General features: G+C 62.7%; 18 protein-coding genes. All 18 read right to left on the reverse strand.

What is annotated here, in order from left to right:
* Positions 1–663 (reverse strand): permease prefix domain 1-containing protein (locus tag R2834_24340; GenBank protein ID MEZ4703482.1); only part of this gene is annotated, 663 nt, incomplete at its 3' end.
* A 7-nt stretch (positions 664–670) separates the two neighbouring features.
* A complete protein-coding gene (locus R2834_24345) occupies positions 671–1018 on the reverse strand; it encodes a PadR family transcriptional regulator (GenBank protein MEZ4703483.1) in 348 nt (115 codons plus the stop codon).
* 121 nt (positions 1019–1139) lie between these two features.
* Positions 1140–1505, reverse strand: a complete 366-nt coding sequence (locus R2834_24350) for a YciI family protein (protein ID MEZ4703484.1) — start codon at positions 1503–1505, stop codon at positions 1140–1142.
* 167 nt (positions 1506–1672) lie between these two features.
* The gene (locus R2834_24355; GenBank protein MEZ4703485.1) at positions 1673–2923 is read right to left on the reverse strand and encodes an RNA polymerase sigma factor; all 1251 of its coding nucleotides are present in this window, start codon (positions 2921–2923) and stop codon (positions 1673–1675) included.
* 59 nt (positions 2924–2982) lie between these two features.
* Positions 2983–4428 carry a sulfatase-like hydrolase/transferase gene (locus tag R2834_24360; GenBank protein ID MEZ4703486.1) on the reverse strand — a complete coding sequence of 482 codons (1446 nt, stop codon included), beginning with the start codon at positions 4426–4428 and terminating at the stop codon, positions 2983–2985.
* 151 nt (positions 4429–4579) lie between these two features.
* Positions 4580–5050, reverse strand: coding sequence for a phage tail protein (locus R2834_24365; GenBank protein ID MEZ4703487.1), 471 nt, complete (start codon positions 5048–5050; stop codon positions 4580–4582).
* A gap of 102 nt (positions 5051–5152) precedes the next feature.
* Entirely contained in the window at positions 5153–5638 is a 486-nt protein-coding gene (locus R2834_24370; protein ID MEZ4703488.1) for a tryptophan-rich sensory protein, read from the reverse strand.
* 285 nt (positions 5639–5923) lie between these two features.
* The gene (locus R2834_24375; protein ID MEZ4703489.1) at positions 5924–6595 is read right to left on the reverse strand and encodes a hypothetical protein; all 672 of its coding nucleotides are present in this window, start codon (positions 6593–6595) and stop codon (positions 5924–5926) included.
* A 100-nt stretch (positions 6596–6695) separates the two neighbouring features.
* Positions 6696–7496: a helix-turn-helix transcriptional regulator gene (locus R2834_24380; GenBank protein MEZ4703490.1), complete on the reverse strand. Its 801-nt coding sequence runs from the start codon at positions 7494–7496 to the stop codon at positions 6696–6698.
* A 47-nt stretch (positions 7497–7543) separates the two neighbouring features.
* Positions 7544–7987, reverse strand: coding sequence for a GNAT family N-acetyltransferase (locus tag R2834_24385; protein ID MEZ4703491.1), 444 nt, complete (start codon positions 7985–7987; stop codon positions 7544–7546).
* A gap of 87 nt (positions 7988–8074) precedes the next feature.
* Complete coding sequence (locus R2834_24390; GenBank protein ID MEZ4703492.1) at positions 8075–8479, reverse strand: VOC family protein; 405 nt, start codon at positions 8477–8479, stop codon at positions 8075–8077.
* A 214-nt stretch (positions 8480–8693) separates the two neighbouring features.
* A complete protein-coding gene (locus R2834_24395; protein ID MEZ4703493.1) occupies positions 8694–9854 on the reverse strand; it encodes an endo-1,4-beta-xylanase in 1161 nt (386 codons plus the stop codon).
* A gap of 160 nt (positions 9855–10014) precedes the next feature.
* Positions 10015–10428 carry an SET domain-containing protein gene (locus R2834_24400; GenBank protein MEZ4703494.1) on the reverse strand — a complete coding sequence of 138 codons (414 nt, stop codon included), beginning with the start codon at positions 10426–10428 and terminating at the stop codon, positions 10015–10017.
* A complete protein-coding gene (locus R2834_24405; GenBank protein MEZ4703495.1) occupies positions 10359–10724 on the reverse strand; it encodes a DUF2200 domain-containing protein in 366 nt (121 codons plus the stop codon). Before R2834_24405 ends, R2834_24400 begins: the two co-directional genes overlap by 70 nt.
* Positions 10725–10994: 270 nt before the next feature.
* Positions 10995–11225: a hypothetical protein gene (locus R2834_24410; protein MEZ4703496.1), complete on the reverse strand. Its 231-nt coding sequence runs from the start codon at positions 11223–11225 to the stop codon at positions 10995–10997.
* Between the two features lie 557 nt (positions 11226–11782).
* Positions 11783–12421 (reverse strand): class I SAM-dependent methyltransferase, encoded by a 639-nt coding sequence (locus R2834_24415; protein ID MEZ4703497.1) that lies wholly within the window; start codon positions 12419–12421, stop codon positions 11783–11785.
* Positions 12422–12972: 551 nt separating this feature from the next.
* Positions 12973–13437 (reverse strand): organomercurial lyase, encoded by a 465-nt coding sequence (gene merB / locus R2834_24420; protein ID MEZ4703498.1) that lies wholly within the window; start codon positions 13435–13437, stop codon positions 12973–12975.
* A gap of 326 nt (positions 13438–13763) precedes the next feature.
* The coding region (locus R2834_24425) for a PQQ-dependent sugar dehydrogenase (GenBank protein MEZ4703499.1) at positions 13764–14908 on the reverse strand (1145 nt) is incomplete at its 5' end.

Below are 14908 nucleotides of genomic sequence, written 5' to 3' on the forward strand. Positions count from 1 at the left end.
ATCCACGAAGAGTGCGCGCTCCTCGGTGAGCGAGCGGCTGTCGCTTGCGCCCGGATCGGAGAGCACCACTCCCCCGTAGGTCGGCAGGATGCGCGCATAGCGCAGAATGCCCGGCACGTGCTCCGCCATGGTCGGGCCGAAGGCGAGCACGCTCGTGGCGCTGACTCCCTCCTGTCCGTCTCCGCGCGTATAACCAAACGTGGCCCTGTACAGCCGGTCCTTCTTCGTGTTGAACGCGTCGAAATTCGTCTCGAACGCCACGTACTGGAAAAGCAGCAGGCAACAGGCCATCCCCAGCGTCAGGCCGGCGATGTTGATGAAACTGTAGCCTTTCTGCCGGCGCAGGGTGCGCAGCGCGATCTTCAGATAATTCCCGAGCATCGTGGCCCTCGATCGCAGCTCATCCATCACCTGGCTTCGCCGGCGAAGCTTGCCCCAGTACACCCTGCGGTACGCCGGCTCGGCGTCAGCCAGGTCCCCGAGCGCGCGCACGGCTTCCCGAAACGCTGCCTCATCCGACATCCCCTGGTGCCTAAGTTCCGCCATATGGGCACGCAGATGCACCTCCAGTTCGTCCAGGTCTTCCGTGAGAAAACCCTGCCGGCGAACCTGAAACTGACGCCACGTCGCCAGCGCCGTCTTGAGATCGAATCGAGATTCCATCGCTACCTCACCGTGCGGGCTGAAGGTGAACATCCGGGCCCCACAGACGCACCAGTATGGCGTTCAGATCGAGCCAGGACTGCTTCTCCCCCGCTAACGCCAGCGCGCCGCGTTCGGTCAGACGGTAATATTTGCGGTCCGGGCCTTCCTCGGACGGCCGCCAGAACGCCTCGATCAGGCCCTGATTCTCAAGGCCATGAAGGAGGGGATAGAGCTTGCCGGGCGTCCACTGGATTTGCCCGTCGGAGATCGTCCGTACGCGCTGGATGATTTCGTAACCGTACATCGCCTGGTCGGCGAGGAGGGTCAGGATAATGGGCCTCACGGAGGCCGCGACAAGCGGTTTGGGTAGCATGGTGGCCGGGTTCGTAGATGCTATATACGATTTTTATATAGCCATCTACGACGCCTGCCGAATCGGGTTTCAAACGCCAGGTGGGTGGGATGCGGTTTGAGGTGAAATCGCCGCAGCCGGCTTACTCCGAGGCCGCGTTTGGATCGGGGTGGAACTGGATCTCTCGGACCTCGACCACCGCGCCCCAGACCATCCCCTTGCGCGCCCAGTCGAGCGCTTCTTCGAGATGTGCGGCTTCGAGAATCAACAGGCCGCCGATGTGCTCTTTGGTCTCGATGTACGGCCCGTCGGTGACGGTGATCTTGCCATCGGGCTGCGGCCGCAGGGTCTTGGTCTCGCTGGCCGGGGTAAGGCCGCAGGCAAACTTCCGGGCGCCGGCGGCGATGAGTTCGCGGTTCACCGCGTAGATCGTTTCGACCATCTCTTCTGTGAGCGTGGACGGGTCGAAATCGTCGGGCAGATAACTGGCAATCAGATACTGAGGCATGGTGATGCGTTGGCTAAGGGTTCGATGTTCAGGCGCTATCGGGTGCCGGGCACGTTGTGACCGGTGATCGCGCTACACCAGATAGTCGTCCGGCCGATCCGAAATCGACAGCGGCGCCGAAATTTATTTTGACCGTCCCCACGCGACACGCACGACCCGCGCCGGATTCACGCGAGCTGCCGGATTCGCTCGGCGAGGAAATGCCGCTCCGGTTCCTGCTGGGTCAGCGCCAGCGCGCTTTCGTAGGAGGCTTTCGCCTCTGCGCTCAGACCGAGCCGGCGCAGCAGGTCGGCGCGGGCGGCGTGGGCGAGCGGGTACGCCGTCAGGAGGCCCCGCGCCAGCAGCGCATCGATCTCCGCCAGGCCGGCCTCGGGTCCCTCGCACTCCGCAAGGGCCACCGCGCGGTTCAGTTCGACTACCGGCGAGGGGTGCATCTCCAGCAGCCGGTCGTACAGCCGCGTGATCTCGCGCCAGTCCGTTTCCGCCGTGGAGGCGCTTTCGGCATGCACGGCCGCGATGGCCGCCTGCAACGTGTAGGCGCCGAACCGGCCCGATCCGAGCGCCTGCCGGGTGAGCGCGATGCCTTCGGCGATGAGGGCGCGGTCCCACATCGACCGGTCCTGCGCCTCCAGCAGGATGAGGCTGCCGTCGGGCGCGGCGCGGGCGGCGCGGCGGGATTCCTGCAGCAGCATCAGCCCGAGCAGTCCGGTCGCCTCGGGTTCATCGATGGCCTGAAGCGGCAGCAGGTCGATCACGAGGCGGCCCAGGCGGATGGCTTCGCGGCTCAGTTCGGCGCGCGTAGCATCAGCGGAATACCCTTCGTTGAAGATCAGGTAGACGACCTGCAGAACGGACGCCAGCCGCTCCGGCACGTCCTGCGGCGCCGGCACCTGGTAGGGGATCCGTTTTTCCCGGATGACCGCCTTGGCGCGCACGATGCGCTGGGCCAGCGTCGCCGGCGCGACCAGAAAGGCCCGGGCGATCTCGGGTGTCGTCAGGCCGCAGACTTCGCGCAGGGTGAGCGCCACCTGGGCTTCCTGCGGCAGGACGGGGTGGCAGCAGGTGAAGATGAGCCGGAGCCGATCGTCTTCGATCGCGTCATCGCTCGCAGCAAGATCCGGATCGGCCTCCTCGAACGCCGCGTCCGTGTCGGGAGTCATCTCCAACGGTGTCCGGTCGCGCCGCGCGCGCCGGCGGAGGCCGTCGATGGCCTTGAAGCGCGCCGTCGAGATCAGCCAGGGCCGCGGGTTGGCGGGCACCCCCGTCCGCGGCCACGCCTCGAGCGCCGCCGCGAAGGCTTCTTGCATCGCCTCTTCCGCCAGATCCAGGTCTCCGAGGAGGCGCACCAGCGTCGCCAGCACCCGGCCCGACTCCGCGCGGTACAGCGTTTCAATGGTTTTGTTGAGGGGTTCGGGCACAGGAGGAGACGGGTTGGCGAGCTGACTTGCCGGCGTATTTCATCAACGACCGTATTTCATCATCGACCTGCATTCCCCATACCATAATCCGCCCCCGACAGGCTCTCCAGCACGGACGCCTGCCAGGCCTCGAGCGCGGCCTGCATCGTCGCCGCTACGGCGGGCTCGCGGCCGGCGAGGTCGACGGTTTCAGCCGGGTCGGCCTCGATGTCGAACAGTTCGAGCACCGGGGCGCTATCGGGGCCGTCGCGGACGACCAGCTTGTACCGGTTGTCCACCATCGCGCGGGGGCCACGGCGGTCGCCGGCGGTGATTTCGGGGAAACGGTAGTTCGTGAAATTGCGCGTGGCGATGCCGTTCATCAGCTTGACGAGCGGCGTGGTGCCGCGCTGCAGGTCGGGGTCGATCCAGGGCTGGAGGTCCCGGCCGGCGAGCTGCCGCGTGTCGTACTGCCAGAAAAAGATGGGCTCGGGGCGCGTGTCGAGCGTGCCGTCGAGCACCGGGCCGAGGTCGCGCCCGTCCAGGGGCCGGCCGGAGGGCACGGACACGCCGGCGATCGCGGCGAGCGTCGGGAGGAAGTCGCTGGTGACGGCCGGCACGCGTGTCGCACACGGCGTCGCGATCCGCGCCGGCCACTCGACGACGGCGGGCACCCGCGTCCCGCCCTCGTAGACATCGCCCTTGGCGCCCCGCAGCGGCGTATCGACGCTCTCGCCGGGCGGCGTCCCGTTGTCGCCGACGTACCACACGATCGTGTTGTCGCGCAGATCCTGATCGCGCAGATAGTCGCGTAGCCGGCCGATGGCGCGGTCCATGGCGGTGATTTCGGCGTAGCGTTCGCGGAGGGCGTCGCCGAGGGCGCGGCGCACGGGGCGGCCGGTCTCGTTCGAGGTCAGCGTGATGGAGTCGCGGCCGGCATAGCGGGCCGGCAGGTCGTCGTACAGCGCGAGGTCTTCGGGCAGCCCGCTGTAGGGCTCGTGCGGCGAGGCGAACCAGACGAACGCCAGGAAGGGGCGGTCCTGCTCCCGGGCCTCGTCGATGAATCGGAGGGTCCGGTCGATCAGCACCGCCGAACTTTCGCCCGGGTAGACGCGGGGCGGGCCGCCGTTGTCCGACAGCGGCGGATCGAGTTCGAAGAAGTTGTCGTGCGAGAGCCATTCGTCGAAGCCCATCGCGCCCGGGTTGGTGGGCGACGCCGCATCGACGGGGCCCACGTGCCACTTCCCGAAATGCCCACGCAGGTAGCCGGCCTCGCCCAGCAGATCGGCGAGGGTGATCTCCTCGGGGCGGATCGAGTAGTTGGGCGTGAAGGTGCCGTAGCGGTTCGGGTGCCGTCCCGTGAGGATGCTGCCGCGCGTGGGCGAGCAGGTCGGGTGGGCGGCGTAGAAGTGGTCGAACCGGAGCCCTTCCGCGGCCATGGCGTCCAGCACCGGGGTCCGGACGACCGGGTGCCCGTTGTAACCGGTCTCCTCCCAGCCGTGGTCATCCCTGAGGAGCAGGATGATGTTGGGCGCGGGCGGGGCGGGGCGTCAGGCCGGCAGCCGGCGAGGGCGACGACGAAAGCAGGGCGATCCAGGGGAACGAACGATTTCATGGCTCAGGGGTGTGCGTGGCCGGGCTCGGGTTGTCGTAGGACGCCTCGGTGCCTGTAGGCATCTACCGTGTTTGGAGCACGATGGACTGATAGACAAATTCAATGGATTCGACCGCAAATTCGTCGCGTGACGCGTTTGCCAGGGGTGCCGCGGTGTAGCGAACCGGAAAGGCCTGATGCACCGTCCAGACCGCCGCCGGCAATCCCTCCTCATCCTGCAGACTGAGGGTCATCGTCCTGGTCTCGATGGCGCCTGACAGATTCCCCTGATGCATCATCTCGACCCAGTCCCAGAACTTCGTACGCCGGAGAATCCCTCGTTTCAAGGTCAGTTTTGGCTGCGCGGAGAGCGGCGGCGGGTTGTGTAACGAGAAATTCGGACGTTCCGACGACGGTTCGTCGAGGGGCACCGATCCGGCATCGATACCGGAGACTTCCTGGAACCACATCACATCTTCTTCGCAGCGTATTTCAAAGTAAAACGGCCGCAAAAAAGACGAGCCGGAAGCGTCAAGGGGTCGGTTTTGATCCATGAGAGCTGCGTGATACCGTTGTTACCGATTGGAGCGGTGCCACGCGCGGCGCCCCCTCAGCACATGCTGCAGGTCGCGCCACGCGAGATCGTCGTGGCGCGATCACACCAGCCCTTGAACACGCATTTCTCCGAGTACGATGGCGGTGGCGTAGGTCGTCCAGAGTGCGACGGGCAGGATGAGCAGGCCGGCGCGCGCGTTGAGCGCCCCGACGCCGTACGCCGCCACGAGCGCCAGCCCGATCACGACGAGGTTGCCGATCAATCCAAACCAGAGCGCCGAGACACCCGTCAGCCGGGCCAGTCCGATGGTGTAGTACGCATACGACGCACAGACCACGGCCAGGATCAAGATCAGCCAATCCGCTCCCGTGCCGGGATGCGCTTTGAGCAGCAGATAACGCGCCGTGCCGAGCAGGGTAAAGAGTACGAACCAGGCCAGCGGGATGACATATCCGGGCGGCTCGAACCACAACCGCTGGCGCGCTTCTTCTTCGTTGAAATCGATGCCGAAGAACGAAGCCGGAATATTGATGCCTATTAAAATGGCATACATCAAAACGATGTTGACGAGCAGCGAACCGTTCATAGTGCCTCCTTTACGAAGCGATGTCCCATTGTAGGCCGCCCGATAACCAAGCGGCGGATGCCTGACCACATTATGCCGTACGCATCTCGACAAGCGCGCCGCACCTCGTGCCTGGTCAAGACACAATGGGGAGCCGTGACTTCCGGCGCCAACGGCGCTTCGCGAGGCAGATACGAACCGTGGAGGGAGGCGCCTTTCAGGCGCGCCGCCGGCAAGATAGTTCGCGCTACGTGGCGGCACAAATCGACAGCCAGCCGTCCAACACGGCCTCACGCGGTACGACCTTCAGGACCTCGCACCCACGACGCCGGCGACTGCCGCGTCTTCGGCCCTGGCCGCGTCCTGCCGGATCGGCCAGACGCCGGCCAGCACAAACCACAGCGACACGCCGAGGTGAGCGATCGGAAAAAGAACGCCGGCCCAGTCGACCTCGATGATAAACACCAGCCACATGACACTGCCATAGGCGACGGCGGCGATCATGCCCAGCCACCCTATCCACGGCGACCCGAGCAACCGTTCGCGCTGCCCCACGCCGATGAGGCCGATCAAGGCAGCCGCAAAGGGCGTGAAGGCGAGGGTGGAAAGCCACAGGTGGGTGGTCAGCACCGGCGTCGACATGCCCCCGTGAAACGCTGTGCCCGACACCGCGTCGGCGTCGACGTACGCCATGGTGTGCAGTCCCATCTCGATGACCTGAAACACGGCCAGCACGAGCGTCGCACGGAGCCACCGGTCCATCGCCGGCGGGACGGAGACGGCGCGGCGATACGCCACCAATCCCGCAACCAGCATCAGGAAGCCGACAAATACCGCCGCATGTGCGGGAATCCAGGCGGGATTGACCAGCATCTCCGCCATCGTCATGCCCCGGGGATGACTGAACGAGCCTGCGAAGTACAGCAGACCTCCGGATACGAACAGCCCGCGCCACAGGCGGGATGGGTCACGTCTCATGGAATCACCTTGCTTCGGATGGAGTGTTGTGTTTGCCAGCCGCAAGATCGGCGATTCGAAAACCCGACGATTGTATGAAACGGACCAGGCTACCGGGTCTTCACGGATAAAAAACGTGACCCGGCGCGAGGCCGGCTTCACGTCGATATTGCCCCGGCGACATCCCGGTCGTCTCCTTGAAGTCCCGGCAGAAGTGCGCCTGATCGAAATAAAGCGCCTCGAGCGCGATTTCCGTCAGTGAAAGCGGGGAGTTCATGAGGTGAAGCGCTTTGTTGAACCGGCTCAGCCGCAGGTATTGGGCCGGCCCTACCCCCACATGGTGCTGGAACAGGCGTCGAAGATGACGGGGCGACACAGCGGACGCCTGCAACACCGCATCGATGCATCGCCCGTCCGGAAACGCATCGAGCAGCCGGCACGCCCCGTGGACGAGATCGGCCTGCGCGGGTGGCGACAGACGCGACGCGAGCCAGTCGAGCACGAGGCGGCACTGTCGGCTGAAGCGGAGGTCCTCCCCGAGCCACCCCCAAACACGGTCCAGATCGGGGGAGACGAGCGCGCCGTCCACCACGCGGTCGGTGATCTCGCAGAGCGGCAACGGCAGCACGGCCCGGCACGTGGCGGCCTTCAGACTGATGCCGAAGATGGCGATCGATCCCTGAGGTTTCGATAACAATGCGCCTGTCTGCAAACCCGCCACGAGAGACCTGGTCCACATCAGAACGGCCGCCGGCCTGGCGACGACCTCGACGCGCACGGGATCGCCCAGATTAAAAAGGAGGTCCACGTTGCATTTCGGCAGGACGAGCTCCCTGGCGTGGGCGCTGCGCGCGAAGAACAAGGATTGTACAAACGGATGGAGCGGATGCGCAGTGGGCGGTATGTAGCGTTCGAGATGCACCGTGCTTCGTTCGTCATATGCCGGCGTGCGATACGGTTTCGTACAGGTCAACGCGGTTTATACACATCCGGACGCAGGATTTCCATGTAGGTCTGCGGATGGCCGAGCGCGGTGAAACCTAACGGCGCGTACACGCCGTGCGCATCCTTCGTGGCAAGCATAAAACGACGCAAGCCCTGAAGGTCGGGGTGCGAGAGGATGAACGCCATGAGCGTCTTGGAAAGCCCCTTCCCCCGGTGCGCTTCGAGGATAAAGACGTCGGCGAGATACGCGAACGTCGCCTTGTCCGTCACCACGCGGGCGAAGCCTACCTGGTCGGCGCCGGCGTAGACGCCGAAGCACAGCGATTCCCGGATGGCGCGCTCGACCACCGCACGGGGGATGCCGGGAGACCAGTAGCTGTCCTTCAGGAATCCATGGATGAGGTCCAGATCCAGACGCGTTTTGTCGTCCGACACGTCGTAGCCGTTCACAGGCGCAGGGCGGGTCATGGGGATGTCTACAGGTGAGTCCGGCCGACGCCTAAAGCCTGGTTGAGCGGCACAAAAGCGAGGCGACGCCGGCGCCTGGGCATCGCTTCATGCGTCCTTGTTCTTTTCATCCCAGAGCATCGGCTCCCACAGCTCCACTTTGTTGCCATCGGGGTCCATGATCCAGGCGAACTTCCCGTTTTCGTGGGATTCAGGGCCGCCTACGACATCGACGCCGTCGGCGCGGAGCTGCGCGATGAGCGCATCGAGATCGTCCACCCGATAGTTGATCATGAATGCGGATTCGCTGGGGCTGAACCACTTGCTCTCTTTTTTAGCGACGGTCCACACCGTGAGCCCCTTGTCCTCGGCGGTGTCGTCCGGCCAGCGGAGCACCGCCCCGCCCCAGCTCTCGACCGGCATGCCCAGGTGTTTCTGATACCACGCGGCGAGCGCCGCGCTGTCGTTGTTGCTCTTGATAAAGACGCCGCCGATTCCGGTTACTCGTGCCATCTTTTTTATCCTGATGTGTGATGTCGCTCCCTGCGACGGGCCCTGTACAACACCCCAATGTAGCGCCGGGACGCCTTGCGCCGCAACCGGATCAGGGCAGGTACGGGCCCGAGGGGGCATGAAGCCCACAACGCGTTCGTCGGATTCCCAGACCCACGTCTCCGCTATTCACGTGGGTCTCCAGGAACGTCCCTGTGGGAAAAAACGGCACGGTTTACCGGGCCTCATCCAGCGGGACACGCGCCACGGCGTCTCGGGCCGGCTTGGCCTGTCGGTTTCGATCGTACAGCAGCGGGTAATTGGTGCGGCGCGGAATCGGGTAGCCGTTTTTCCAGGACATGCCGTCGTGCACGCCCCAGAACGTCACCCGGTCGATCTTGTCGCGCTTCTGGTAAAAAAGCCTGAACAACTCCGCGTACCGCGCCGTCAGCGTCTGTTGCACCGCTTCAGGGAGGCCATCGGGGTACGGATCGAGGTACTTCTCGAATTCCTCGCGCTGAAACTGCGGGTGACTCATCGCATTGCCAATGATCTGGCCCTCCCGGGTGAGCGGCAGCACATCCACGTCCAACTCCGTGATCATCACCTTCACCCCCAAGGCCGCGAAGGAATCGATGGCGGCCTCAACAAGGTTGATTTCGGGATAATTGAGTCCCCAGTGTCCCTGCATGCCCACGCCGTCGATCCGAATCCCCTCGGCCTGCAGCATACGGACCAGTCGCACGATGCCGTCTCTTTTTGCGGGTATCCAGGCGTTAAAATCGTTGTAGTAAAGCTCGGTCTCCGGCGCGTAGATGCTGGCGAAGCGGAAGGCCAGCTTCACCAGATCGTCGCCGTTTCCGATGCCGTTTACCCAGCTCGTGGGGCGGTAGGACCCGTCGTCATCGATGACTTCATTGACCACGTCCCAGGCGTCGATACGCCCGGCATATCGGCCGGCCACGGTTTCGATGTGGTGGCGCATGCGTTCGATCTGCGCCTCGGGCGTGTTCGGTTCGCCGCGTTCATCCTGGAAGAACCAGTCCGGCGTTTGATTATGCCAGACCAGCGTATGCCCGACGATAAACAAGCCATGTTTTTCCCCGAAGGCCACAAACGCATCCGCCGGCTCGAAGCGGTACACGCCCGGTTGCGGGTTGATCGGCCCGGCCTTCAGCACATTTTCGGAGGTGATCGTATTAAACTCCCGCAGCACGATGTCTCGCGCCAGGCTATCGGCGCCGGCGACGATGGCGCCATTCACCGAGCTGCCCATCCGGAAGGCGCCGGCGTAGGCTTCTTTCAGGGAAGTTGGGGCCTGCCCCATGGCCGGGACCATGAAGCTCCCCACGAGGAGCGCGGCTAAAAGGATCGGAGCCACTTGTAGCCTTTTCATGGATGTCGTGTTTGTGGCTAATTTGCATGGCCCAATCAATGTATGTCGCCTCGGCGCCTGCGTCAACACGCCTCGGATGTCATTGCCATCTCATTGATTTTGACGTTTCGATATCCTCCACGTGATGCTAGTCCGCGCTGCGAAGGCACGGGATCAAACGTCACGGGTTACGGCTCCACGTGGTTTCGAACGTCCCGTCGTCCACCGTCAATTCCTCTCCCACGGCTATGTCGCGCGCCGCGCGATCCACGCCGTGCCCACCCTCCGTGAGGTCCTGCACCAGATTCGGCTCCGACGCGTGATTGAGAAACCTCGCCTCGTCGCAGCAAAGGACGTAGTTGTTCAGGCGCGCGTCGATGGCCTCCGGTTCTACCTCCAGGTCGAAGCCCGGGGTGAATCGCCAGACGGCCGTACCCGGGCAATAGGCTCCGCGGCGAAGACCCCGAAGCCGTGGATGGTACTTGGACCTATGGAAACGCGAACGAGAAACATGGATAACGAACGCTAGGCCGACCGTAAAATCTTTTCCATTTTGCGTCCTTTGGCCAGTTCGTCCACCAGCTTGTCGAGGTATCTAACCTGTTGGGTCAACGGGGTGGTTATCTCTTCAACGCGATAGCCACAGATGGACCCGGTGATCAGGCTCGCATTCGGGTTGAGCGTGGCTTCAGCGAAGAACTGCTCGAAGGTCGCGCCATGTTGAATCAGGCGCTGCAGGTCATCCACCGAGAATCCAGTCAGCCATGTGATGACCTGGTGAAGTTCATCCACGGTCCGCCCCTTTTTCTCGACCTTTACAACGTAGTGTGGATACACCGATGCGAAGGTCATCCTGGCGATACGCTCGTCGTGATGTGCGGTGGGGTTCATGGGGATTCCGTTTCGTTGGCCGCCTCAAGCTGGTCGTTAAACATCAGGAAAGGGGTCACTTTGTTCATCGGCTGGTGTCCTCTTCAGGGGTTATGGCCTGACGAACTCCGTTCCGTCGTGGCCAAGATAACAGGATGTGCCTCCCCGGCACAACGACGTTCCTATGAAAAGCCGCTTGTACGAGGATATAGAACGGCTCCCCGTGATGAGGTGCGATTCGACCGCATCAAGCTGCCGTGAACAAAGCGACCTCGATGCGCCGGCAAGGCATCATTTCTCCTCAGCCCTGGCGTCGAACAGCATCCGCTTTTCGTCCATCCACCGGGCCATGCCACCCTCGGAGTGCATGAGGTCTCGCATCGCGCTCATGGCATCCAGGTGGGGCTTGTCGCCCTGTTGGGCCATTTCTTTGCCATGTTTCTGGCTCATCCGGGCGATTTCCTCGAAGGTGCCGGCGTGAAACGCAAGGTCGCAGGCTCCTCCAAGGTCTTTGCAAGTCATCGTTTTCATGGGTGTGACTCTGTTTTGTGGTCGATGCTGCGAAGTCAGCCCCGTTCCGATCGCGGCCTCCAGACCATGTTCATGTACAATCTCCCCCCTTCAAGCTCCTCGAGCATCTGGTCAAGGCGTTTCATCCGGGTTGCCTCCTGCTTCGCCCCGATGATCCAGCCCAGGTAGTCATTCCGTTGATAGGGCGGGCGCGCGTTATGCGCCTCCGTGAGTCCTCGTTCGTCGAGTGCGCTGCGGACAAACGCCGGCATCGGGTTTGGGGCTCTGGTCAGGCGCTTGGGTTTGGCGTAGGCATAAGATAGATGATCAGGGGAAGAGAATGCCCTGATTCAGAGGCTATGATGCACGATTGGGAAGATCAATCCACTTGGGCTCGTAGGTCAGGTTGACGGAAGCCAGCCCATCCAGTAGCGACACCGGGTTGTCGCTGACAAGGAAAAATGAGTTTCCAGAGACGCATCACCTTTTCGTGCACGGTAGCTCAACGACACGGACCACCGGGCGCTCGAAGTGCCGGCTTGTTTTGCGTGTCCGAGCAGCATTCCGACCTACACTTTCTCGACAAAGTAATAATGGTTCTCGCCCTCGTCCAGGGCGTCGGCGACCCACTTCAGGCCCGCATCGCGCAGCAATCGCTCATACGTATGCTCGCCGAGGGATTGAGACCGGAGCCCGGTCATGGCATCCAACCAATGCACAGACTGCCGGGGGGCGGTGAAGAGAAAGCGCCCCTGTGGCTCGAGCACGCGCGCCACCTTTTTGATGACAAGCGCTTGCGCTGCCGGCTCAAGTAAGAACATCAGACCCCAGGCAAGAACGCCGCTAAAAGTCCGGTTGAAGAACTCCGAGGCCTCGACGGTACTTCGCTCGATCGGCACACCTGGAAACCGCTCGCGGAACGCGGCAACCATGGTTGGTGACGCGTCGACGGCGTACGTCGTGAGGCCGGCCTCCTGAAGGATCCGCGTGCTCGGCTCACCGGGGCCCGAGCCAAGGTCGAGCACCGTCGCGCCAGGCGGAAATGCGTCTGCCCAGGCCTTCACGACCGCGGCACCGATAGAGTCGCCAGCGCGTGGACGGATACCTCGTCCGGCAATGTAGATGGCCGCGACCGCCTCATAGCCGTTGGAGTCGTCTTCGGTTGCTGTACCCATTTCACGTCGAAAATCATTCGGTTCCGAATTCATCACTACCCTTTCAACATAACGGATTTACCCGCACTGGATCAAGCGAGCCGGCACCCCCAGTGGCGATGACGGGAAGCCCGTCGCAGCCGGCGTGGTAATCACCGAGCCGCGGGAATGTGTCCGACTGAACGCCCGGCTACGCATGTATTGCTCGACGATTTCTGAGTAGCCCGATGACCTGTCGCCGGACAACCACTGCCATTCTTCTTTGAACCTGATTTTGCCGTCACTCATTAACTCGTGTTACGCAAGGCATCGTGTCCATCGTGGATGCAAGATGAAGGATGCAGGATTTCGTCCAAAAAGCCTGTTGCCCGGTACAAAATCCTGCATCCTGCATCCTGCATCAGATTACCAGGCACACGGCTGCGTAAGATCAGTCATTCATTCCGGTGCTGACAGACAGGTGCCCGCCATGAGCTCACCGCGCCGATTTTCGTGATGATAATGGATCTAGTTCGCACTGTAGTCTGCGGGATATTAGATAATCCTTGCCTGCCCAATGCTTGAGTGCGTAGCCTGGCGGTGGTTTACTAAAAACGACGGCCCGTTTAGAAGCGGCCCGTCTGCTCTGGCAGCGCCCAGATGGGCCCTGTCAATCCATGTCGGTTGAACATCTCAGCTGCCTCGGCGACCGTCCACTTGACCCAATTTGGATCCGCATGGCGCGAGTACCACTCGGATGCAAACGACCATATCTGCTCGATGGGCCGGACATCGCCGACGGGAACACCTCGCTCCGCGCACCACTCCACAACCTGTGCTGTGTTTTGAAAAAGAAGCATCACGGAGCAGGTATAGACCACATTGTCCCACGCCTTATGCATCGGAATCGGGAAGTGCACGACAAAGTCTTTGTCCATCACAGCGCCATCCCGAATCCGAACGCGGACCATCTCGTCGATTCCACCGATCCGGGTCTCGATATCCACATCGCCCCCCCGCCAGACGAGCCACGCCCAACGAGCACCACGCACAATTGCCCCACCACTTTTTGTCACCGGAATGCACCACACAGGTCGTCGGGGCAGAGGAGAAGGGATGTGCAATCCAGACTTCGTCCGTCCTCGGATGAAGGACTACGCCGTGGTAGTCCGCCAGGGCTCGTAGCGCCTTGCGGACATCATCGACACGCGACGAAAACTTCGTTGCCAATTCCTCAACACCAGGCGCGCGTTGCTTCTGCAAGAACGATGAAATGATTGCCTCGTGCAAGCTCGCGTTGTTCATGAACAAGCCTCGTCATTGGATCGAATTCCATATCTGGATGCCAACCAGGATGCTGTACGATCAAGCTATTCACACAACCGGTGCCACGAGGGTGGACGCGCTCGTCGCACGACTACCTCGGCGTGAGCTTCACGACGCGGCCGGTATCGGAGGGGTCGGGACTGCCGGCGTCGAGCAGGATCAACAGGCTGCCATCCGACAGCTCCGCTATATCGCGGACCCGCCCGATGTTGTTCAGGAGGATGCGGGTTTTTTTCGATGCGACGTCGAACGCGATGAGCCGGCGCTGCGCGAGCGACCCGATCACGAAGTAGCCTGTTAGCGCCGGAAACAGCGCACCATCGAGCCGTTCGAGCCCCGATGGCGCCATGTTGAAGTCAGGCCCCCAGTGCATTTCGGGAAGCACGGTGGTCTTGCCGGCCTCCTCCGCCGTCAGTTCGGATACCGGCGATCCGTCGTAGTTCACGCCGTACGAAAAAAGCGGCCACCCGTAATTGCTACCGCCCTGGACGATGTTCAGTTCATCGCCACCCATCGGGCCGTGTTCCGTGGCGTACAGGATACCCGCCTCCGCGTCGAAATACAGCCCCTGCGGATCCCGGTGCCCGTAGCTCCAGATGCTCGTCGGCGCGGTCGCACCGTCGAACACCGGGTTGTCCGCCGGCACGGTCCCATCTGCCATCAGGCGGTGGATCTTCCCGACATCCATGGCCAGATCCTGCGCGCCCGGATCGGGACGCGGATACCCGCCCATGCCGAGCGAGACGAAAAAGTGATCGTCATCGCTCCACGCGATGCGCGACCCGATGGAAAACGCATTGGACTCGAATATCAGCTTGAGGTCCCGGACAGTGCGGTCGGCGAACCTGAAGCGAGACACGACCATACGCCCCACCTGGTTGACCAGGGCGATGTACACCAGCCGGTTCTCGGCGAACCGGGGATGCAGGCTCACGTCCATGAGACCACCGTAGACGAACCCGCCGATCTCGAACGGCAACGAGACAGGGATGCCCTCCAGCGCCACGGCTTCGCCGTCCCGATAGTGATAGAGCGTTCCCATCCGGTCCGATATCAGGTACTCCTCGTCATCGATCACGGCGATGGCCCACGGGATCTTGAAGCCGGACGCCACGACCTCCTGATTCACGTCGAGGAGCGATTCCTCGACCCCTTCGGGCATCTGCGCCCTGCTGTTCGATACGAAGAGGAATGCGAAGAAAAGGACGAGGGTACGGGCTGTATATTTCAATGCGC

The sequence above is a fragment of the Rhodothermales bacterium genome, from assembly GCA_041391505.1.
In the GTDB taxonomy this organism is placed as follows: domain Bacteria; phylum Bacteroidota; class Rhodothermia; order Rhodothermales; family JAHQVL01; genus JAWKNW01.

What these genes read in the sequence shown, in the direction of transcription:
- R2834_24350 (MEZ4703484.1), bottom strand. Translation starts at nt 1,505, where the DNA reads ATGCCTCAGTATCTGATTGCCAGTTATCTGCCCGACGATTTCGACCCG.
- R2834_24385 (MEZ4703491.1), bottom strand. Translation starts at nt 7,987, where the DNA reads ATGACCCGCCCTGCGCCTGTGAACGGCTACGACGTGTCGGACGACAAA.
- R2834_24405 (MEZ4703495.1), bottom strand. Translation starts at nt 10,724, where the DNA reads ATGAACCCCACCGCACATCACGACGAGCGTATCGCCAGGATGACCTTC.
- R2834_24345 (MEZ4703483.1), bottom strand. Translation starts at nt 1,018, where the DNA reads ATGCTACCCAAACCGCTTGTCGCGGCCTCCGTGAGGCCCATTATCCTG.
- R2834_24370 (MEZ4703488.1), bottom strand. Translation starts at nt 5,638, where the DNA reads ATGAACGGTTCGCTGCTCGTCAACATCGTTTTGATGTATGCCATTTTA.
- R2834_24375 (MEZ4703489.1), bottom strand. Translation starts at nt 6,595, where the DNA reads ATGAGACGTGACCCATCCCGCCTGTGGCGCGGGCTGTTCGTATCCGGA.
- R2834_24410 (MEZ4703496.1), bottom strand. Translation starts at nt 11,225, where the DNA reads ATGACTTGCAAAGACCTTGGAGGAGCCTGCGACCTTGCGTTTCACGCC.
- R2834_24395 (MEZ4703493.1), bottom strand. Translation starts at nt 9,854, where the DNA reads ATGAAAAGGCTACAAGTGGCTCCGATCCTTTTAGCCGCGCTCCTCGTG.
- R2834_24365 (MEZ4703487.1), bottom strand. Translation starts at nt 5,050, where the DNA reads ATGGATCAAAACCGACCCCTTGACGCTTCCGGCTCGTCTTTTTTGCGG.
- R2834_24390 (MEZ4703492.1), bottom strand. Translation starts at nt 8,479, where the DNA reads ATGGCACGAGTAACCGGAATCGGCGGCGTCTTTATCAAGAGCAACAAC.
- R2834_24415 (MEZ4703497.1), bottom strand. Translation starts at nt 12,421, where the DNA reads ATGAATTCGGAACCGAATGATTTTCGACGTGAAATGGGTACAGCAACC.